7 protein-coding genes and 1 tRNA gene are annotated in these 6313 nt (G+C 38.4%); 6 read left to right on the top strand and 2 right to left on the bottom strand.

Annotated elements, in window-relative coordinates; translation table 11 throughout:
- Window positions 1-70 precede the first annotated feature (70 nt).
- The 4 genes from LC454_RS15500 (at window position 71) to LC454_RS15515 (ending at window position 4090) form a co-directional block, all read left to right on the top strand.
- Window positions 71-1348, top strand: a complete 1278-nt coding sequence (locus tag LC454_RS15500) for an adenylosuccinate synthase (RefSeq protein WP_120257513.1) — start codon at window positions 71-73, stop codon at window positions 1346-1348.
- A gap of 3 nt (window positions 1349-1351) precedes the next feature.
- Window positions 1352-2638: an anthranilate synthase component I family protein gene (locus tag LC454_RS15505; RefSeq protein ID WP_223583383.1), complete on the top strand. Its 1287-nt coding sequence runs from the start codon at window positions 1352-1354 to the stop codon at window positions 2636-2638.
- 64 nt (window positions 2639-2702) lie between these two features.
- Window positions 2703-3368: a TatD family hydrolase gene (locus tag LC454_RS15510; RefSeq protein ID WP_223583384.1), complete on the top strand. Its 666-nt coding sequence runs from the start codon at window positions 2703-2705 to the stop codon at window positions 3366-3368.
- Entirely contained in the window at window positions 3365-4090 is a 726-nt protein-coding gene (locus LC454_RS15515; protein ID WP_223583385.1) for a ThiF family adenylyltransferase, read from the top strand. Before LC454_RS15510 ends, LC454_RS15515 begins: the two co-directional genes overlap by 4 nt.
- Window positions 4091-4178: 88 nt before the next feature.
- Here LC454_RS15515 and LC454_RS15520 read toward each other — a convergent pair whose 3' ends face one another.
- Together LC454_RS15520 and LC454_RS15525 are read right to left on the bottom strand one after the other, a co-directional pair.
- Window positions 4179-4691 carry a BON domain-containing protein gene (locus tag LC454_RS15520; RefSeq protein ID WP_223583386.1) on the bottom strand — a complete coding sequence of 171 codons (513 nt, stop codon included), beginning with the start codon at window positions 4689-4691 and terminating at the stop codon, window positions 4179-4181.
- Window positions 4692-4765: 74 nt separating this feature from the next.
- Window positions 4766-5236: a 3-oxoacyl-ACP synthase gene (locus tag LC454_RS15525; protein ID WP_223583387.1), complete on the bottom strand. Its 471-nt coding sequence runs from the start codon at window positions 5234-5236 to the stop codon at window positions 4766-4768.
- A 144-nt stretch (window positions 5237-5380) separates the two neighbouring features.
- Between LC454_RS15525 and LC454_RS15530 the strand changes: the two genes are divergently transcribed.
- Together LC454_RS15530 and LC454_RS15535 are read left to right on the top strand one after the other, a co-directional pair.
- Window positions 5381-5468: transfer RNA gene (locus tag LC454_RS15530), tRNA-Ser, on the top strand.
- 257 nt (window positions 5469-5725) lie between these two features.
- Window positions 5726-6055 carry a YegP family protein gene (locus LC454_RS15535; RefSeq protein WP_223583388.1) on the top strand — a complete coding sequence of 110 codons (330 nt, stop codon included), beginning with the start codon at window positions 5726-5728 and terminating at the stop codon, window positions 6053-6055.
- Window positions 6056-6313: the final 258 nt, after the last annotated feature.

Here is a 6313-nt window from a genome sequence, read left to right on the forward strand (position 1 = left end):
CTGAACATTTTTATTTTTTTAATGAGTCTATTTTTATTAATAACATTTTAATTACTATACTTTAAAAGCTATGCAAGTTGATGTGCTTTTGGGCTTACAATGGGGTGACGAGGGTAAAGGTAAAATCGTAGACGTATTTTGTCCAAAATACGATTTAATCGCTCGTTTCCAAGGCGGCCCTAACGCCGGACACACGTTGGAATTTGATAACAAAAAATTCGTGCTCAACACAATTCCATCTGGTATCTTCAATGAAGGTACACTAAATCTTATTGGTAATGGTGTCGTTATTGATCCGATTATCCTAAAAAGAGAATTAGACAACCTTAAGACAGCTGGTTTTGATCCGGTGGGTAAAGGCAATTTGGTGCTAGCGCGCAAAGCACACCTTATTTTGCCAACACACCAATTATTGGATGCCGCTTCAGAATCGAAAATGGGCGCAGGCAAGATTGGATCTACCTTAAAAGGTATCGGCCCAACGTACATGGATAAGACTGGTAGAAACGGCTTACGTGTAGGTGATACGACACTTCCAGATTTTCAAGAGCGTTACCAAAAGCTGAAAGAAAAGCATTTAAATATTCTTTCACACTATGGTGATATTCCTGATTTCAGTGAAAAAGAACAAGCGTTCCTGGATGCTATCGAATTTATTAAAACCATTCCTCATGTTGATTCAGAGCATTTAGTTAATCAATATCTGAAAGAAGGCAAACGTGTATTGGCTGAGGGAGCTCAAGGTACACTTTTAGATGTGGATTTCGGTTCTTATCCATTTGTTACTTCATCGAATACAACTACTGCTGGAGCTTGTACCGGTCTTGGTATTGCTCCCAATAAAATTGGTAAGGTATACGGTATTTTCAAAGCTTATGCGACCCGTGTAGGTGGAGGTCCCTTCCCTACTGAACTTCATGATGAGACTGGTGAAAAACTACGTCAATTGGGTCATGAGTTTGGCGCTACAACAGGACGTGCCCGCCGTACAGGATGGATTGATATCCCAGCATTGAAATATGCGATTATGCTGAATGGTGTGACTGATTTAATCATGATGAAGGCGGATGTATTGGATACTTTCGACAAGATTTATGCTTGTACACATTATAAATATAATGGTGAGGTAATTGATTACATGCCATACGAGATTATTACTCATCAAGCAGAACCTATCTTGGAAGAAATTCAAGGTTGGAAACAAGATTTGACTGGTATTACATCTGAGGGCGAGATTCCTGAGGCGTTAAACAACTATATTTCTTATTTGGAGAAAGCACTTGAAGTTCCTATCACGATTTTATCGGTAGGTCCGGATCGTAAACAAACACTGGCTTTATCAAAGTAGAATATGAGGATCGAAAGTTTTGATCTTCTCGATTCTAAAGATAAATTTCATCAGAAAGCCCTGCATTGGTCGGGGCAATTTGATGAAATTTCTTTCTTTAATAGCAATGGCGCGCCTGACGAGTGGGGAAGATTTGAGAATGTATTGGCGGTGAAGGCCTTGCATTCATTTTGTGCAGATGATGATGTATTGGATCAATTACAGCAATTCCTAGTCAAACATCAATGCGAGTTTATTCCAGGATTTCTATCCTATGATCTTAAGAATGAGATCGAAAATTTACGTACTAGCGCCACTGATAAGCTCGGATTTCCAGCAGCCTATTTTTTTGTTCCAACCATTACGGTCAGATGGGCCGTTAATCAAGTGCAGATCCAAGCCGATGATCCAGTTGCGGTGTATCAGTCCATCTGCGACACAACAATCCCACAGATAGATGCTACCCTAGATCTACACCTACGCTCGCGGTGGACTAAAGAAGAATACCTTGATGCCTTTGATAAAGTGCAGCAACATATTCAACGTGGTGATATTTACGAAGTAAATCTCTGTCAGGAATTCTTCTCCGAAAATGCCAATATTTCCCCGATCGATATTTATTTAAAACTGAATGCCGTATCACCTACTCCATTTAGCAACTTTTTTAGAGTTGGGCATCATTTTATCATGAGCGCTTCTCCAGAACGTTTTTTGGCAAAAAGAAAAGGCAAGTTGATCTCTCAGCCGATTAAAGGCACTGCAAAAAGAGGTATTACAAAGCACGAAGATCAAATTATTATTAATCGTATGCTCCAATCGCAGAAGGAGATTGCCGAAAATGTGATGATTGTGGATTTAGTTCGAAATGATTTGACACGAAGTGCCCTCCCCGGAACAGTTGAAGCCACACGTTTGTTTGAAATCCAATCTTTTAAACAGGTACATCAGATGATATCTACCATCACTTGCACTCAAGATCCAAAGGTGCCCAATATGGACGTATTTAGACATACATTTCCTGCGGGTTCCATGACAGGTGCTCCCAAGATTGCTGCTATGCGCATTTGCGATCAGATTGAAGATTCCAAAAGAGGTGTATATGCGGGTTCCATAGGCTATTTTGATACCTTACATGACGAATTTGATTTTAATGTCGTGATCCGCTCCATCCTTTACAATCAGCAGGAACATTACCTCTCTTTTCATACAGGCGGGGCTGTTACCAACCAAGCATTAGCAGAACAAGAATATCAGGAATGTCTTTTAAAGGCTTCTGCAATTTTACATGCATTGAATACTAGTTTGAAGTAATAAAACTATACTAATTTTGTAGAGAATATTTTTTGCTTCAACTATTTTTTCGACCTTTGTGCTGTTGACAACGCAGATCCCCTATATCGATATACATACACATCGGCCTAATGCTATAGAGGACGGTTCTACACTATCTATTGTAAATATAGCATTGAACCATAGTGAATCTATTATTAAAGGGGACTGCTCGATTGGTTTACATCCATGGTATATCAACAACAATACGGAAAAAGTATTGGAATTGATGCGGACAATGATACAAAACGCCAATGTTGTAGCTTTAGGTGAATGCGGTATGGACAAAAATAGTGAAGTACCCTTCGCGGAACAACAAGCAGTTTTTGACCAACAGATTCTATTGGCTATAATCTTTCAGAAGCCTTTGATCATTCATTGTGTGCGCGCTTTTCAGGAGATTCAGGCTTCTTTGGCGAAAGAAAAAATTCAACTTCCGGTTATCTTTCATGGTTATCGCAAGAATTGGATCTTAGCCAAACAGCTCATTGACAAAGGGTACTACCTTTCCATCGGAGTTCATTGTTTGGATGGTAGTCAGGATGAAGTCGTAAAAAATATTCCTCTTGCACATTTATTTTTGGAAACAGATACCGATACAGCAACGGAAATTGCTACCCTATATCAATATGTCGCTCAAGTTCGATCTATTCCAGTAGAGATGCTAAAGCAGGCATTATATCATAATTATAAGATTGTATTAAAAAAATGAAAGATTTAAGTTGGTTGTCACGCACTGAGGCATTGGTCGGTAGGACAGCTTTGGAAAAATTAGCGGATTCACACGTAATGGTTCTGGGCCTAGGTGGTGTAGGTTCTTTTGCGGCCGAATTTATCTGTCGTGCAGGGGTTGGTAAAATGACCATTATAGATGGTGATACCGTAGACCCATCTAACAGAAATAGACAACTCCCAGCTCTTGCAACGAACCACGGCGAAGCGAAGGCTGAAATCATGAGACAGCGTCTTTTGGCTATCAATCCAGAATTGGAGTTAACCGTGATCCAGGACTTTATTATCCCCGAAAAAATACCAGCATTATTGGACATGAAGCCTGACTATTGTGTGGAAGCCATTGATAGTATCACACCGAAGTTATTCTTCATCAGACTGGCACTGGATGCAAAAATGCCATTTGTAAGTTCAATGGGTGCGGGCGGTAAAGTTGATCCAACTAAAATTGAGATTGCAGATATTAGCAAGTCCTATAATTGCAAGTTAGCTCAGCACATCCGCAAAAAATTACGTAAACATGGTATCCGTGATGGTGTTAAAGTTGCCTTCTCAACTGAATTGCCTGACAAAAAATCCTTGCTGTATACCGATGGAAGTAATTTCAAGAAATCGGCTTATGGGACAATGTCCTATCTACCGGCAGCTTTTGGAGGTGCGATTGCTTCTGTTGCTATTCGGGATCTTATGGAAAATGCTTAAATTGGTGCTAAATAAACATATGCACAAATTGTGAGAGCTACTCGCCTGTGGGGTTGTAGCTCTTAGTTTTGTTATGGATACGAGTGAGTTATCGACTCGTTACTCCTTTCATATCAAGACCTTTTGGTTTAATGTGTTCCAATCTTTTCTTTAACGAATCCAATTGCGATTTTTCTATATTTCCGGTAGCAATAATAATCCCCTCCCTTACTTGGGCTGTAATCGTCGGAAACTCTTTTAACACTCGATTGACATCCCTGGTTAGCGTCGAATCTACCGCCCCCTCGACCATTTCATGATATTTTTCGCGTGCGTCTTCCGGCTCCGGAAGATTGACCATAATATTATTATGAACAGATTTGATACTTTCACCACCGGCCAACTTTGTTTTCTCTTCAATAACCTGTTTCAATGAATCTGATCCTAATTGTCCGTTCAAGGTAACATTACCCGCTTCTACATCCACTGCTATGCCTTGGTTATCTGCTAAAGCTTCTTCAATTTTAAACTTTAACTGATCATCGGATTCCGGTGACCGGCATGAGTGAACAAAAGGTAAAACACCTAATGAAAATATCAAAAGTAAGCTGTTTAATTTCATCGTATCGTTTTATTTTCGTTCATAGTAAAAACAGTTAGATTGAGATATTGTTTAGCTTTCCTGTATTTTGGCAATTAATAGACTCCTGTAATTGTCTGATTTAGTTTGTTAAATAGAAAGCTCTCTCCGGTTTTTTTGCTCATAAGCAATTGGCCTATAGGTGATACCGGTGAAATTGCGAAGACATTCATATCGCCTATTTTTAATGCACCGATACTCGTTGCAATAAAGTAGAGTCCTACATTTGTCTTGACAAGGCTCCCTAGTTTGACAAAGTCTGTCGCGTCTGCTATTGCTGTCGCAATATTGGTTAGTTGTAACAGGTCTTTATTCGCTTCCAGAAGTTGTCCCTGATAGCGATTGATATCTTGTTGGATCATCTCGCGGGAAGTTTCATATTTGTCACCAGCGCTACTTTTTGTATCATCATTACTGGAATCTCTAGCGGTTTCCAGAGCAGATTCAATCATCGCGATCCGCTCATTTGTTCGCTGGAGGGCGACTTCTAAAACACTCTTTTTTATATCGAAATAGCTATTTGTCATTCTGAAAAATAAGAAATATGTTTTATTCAAAAAAATATAAAAACAATGTGCTTATGATCAATAGCATAGGAAAAATCGTTCTATAAAAAAGGTGGATGGTATTGTAATAAAGCAAAAAATTACTACATTTGTGCACTGAAACACGGAAAGGTGTCAGAGTGGTCGAATGAGCAGTCCTGGAAAGACTGTATACGGGATGACTGTATCGAGGGTTCGAATCCCTCCCTTTCCGCAAAATAAAGAGTAACTGTAAAAAGTTGCTCTTTTTTGTTTCGTAGAAACTCTCCTTCTTTATTCCTGGAAAAATTTCATAAAGCACATGTCCACATTTTTTTGATTTTATAATGTAGACTTTTGTCTACTGTTTTGATATCTTACTATTTTAATGCAAATAATTTAATCGTTGTTTCACAATAAAAACAATTTAATACGTTATCTTTATTAGTAGCGTAAATTGCATTTATCACGTAAAAATTTATAATAGAAAAAATGGGAAAATTTGTAGTGAAAACAAGAAAAGATGGTGAATTCCAGTTTAATTTAAAAGCTGGAAATGGTCAGGTTATTTTGGACAGTGAAGGGTATAAAACAAAGGCGAACTGTTTAAATGGGATTGAATCTGTAAAACGGAATGCTCAGGATAACGATAAGTTCGAAAGAAAGACTTCAACGAATGGAAAACATTATTTCAACTTGAAAGCGACCAACGGCCAAGTTATCGGAACAAGCGAAATGTATGAAAGTGTGAGTGGAATGGAAAACGGTATTGAATCTGTAAAATCAAATGCACCAGATGCAACGATTGAAGACCTTGATTAGTAAATAAAAAAAAATGCTTTATATAATCAAGTGCAAGTAAAGCCCGATATTATATGTCGGGCTTTACTCATATAGGAGAATGATAGGTTCCGCTTTCAAAAAGCAATAACAATTTTACAAACACCTATCCCGAGACTGTAACATGAACTGTGTCAGAGGAATAATTCAATAAGATTATTTATATTCAATTATTCAAACGACACGGTCATGAAAGAAAAAGACCCATTCGACTTTGAACGCTTCAAGGCAGAAGCCATG

Source organism: Sphingobacterium sp. GVS05A, from assembly GCF_019969845.1.
Classification (GTDB): domain Bacteria; phylum Bacteroidota; class Bacteroidia; order Sphingobacteriales; family Sphingobacteriaceae; genus Sphingobacterium.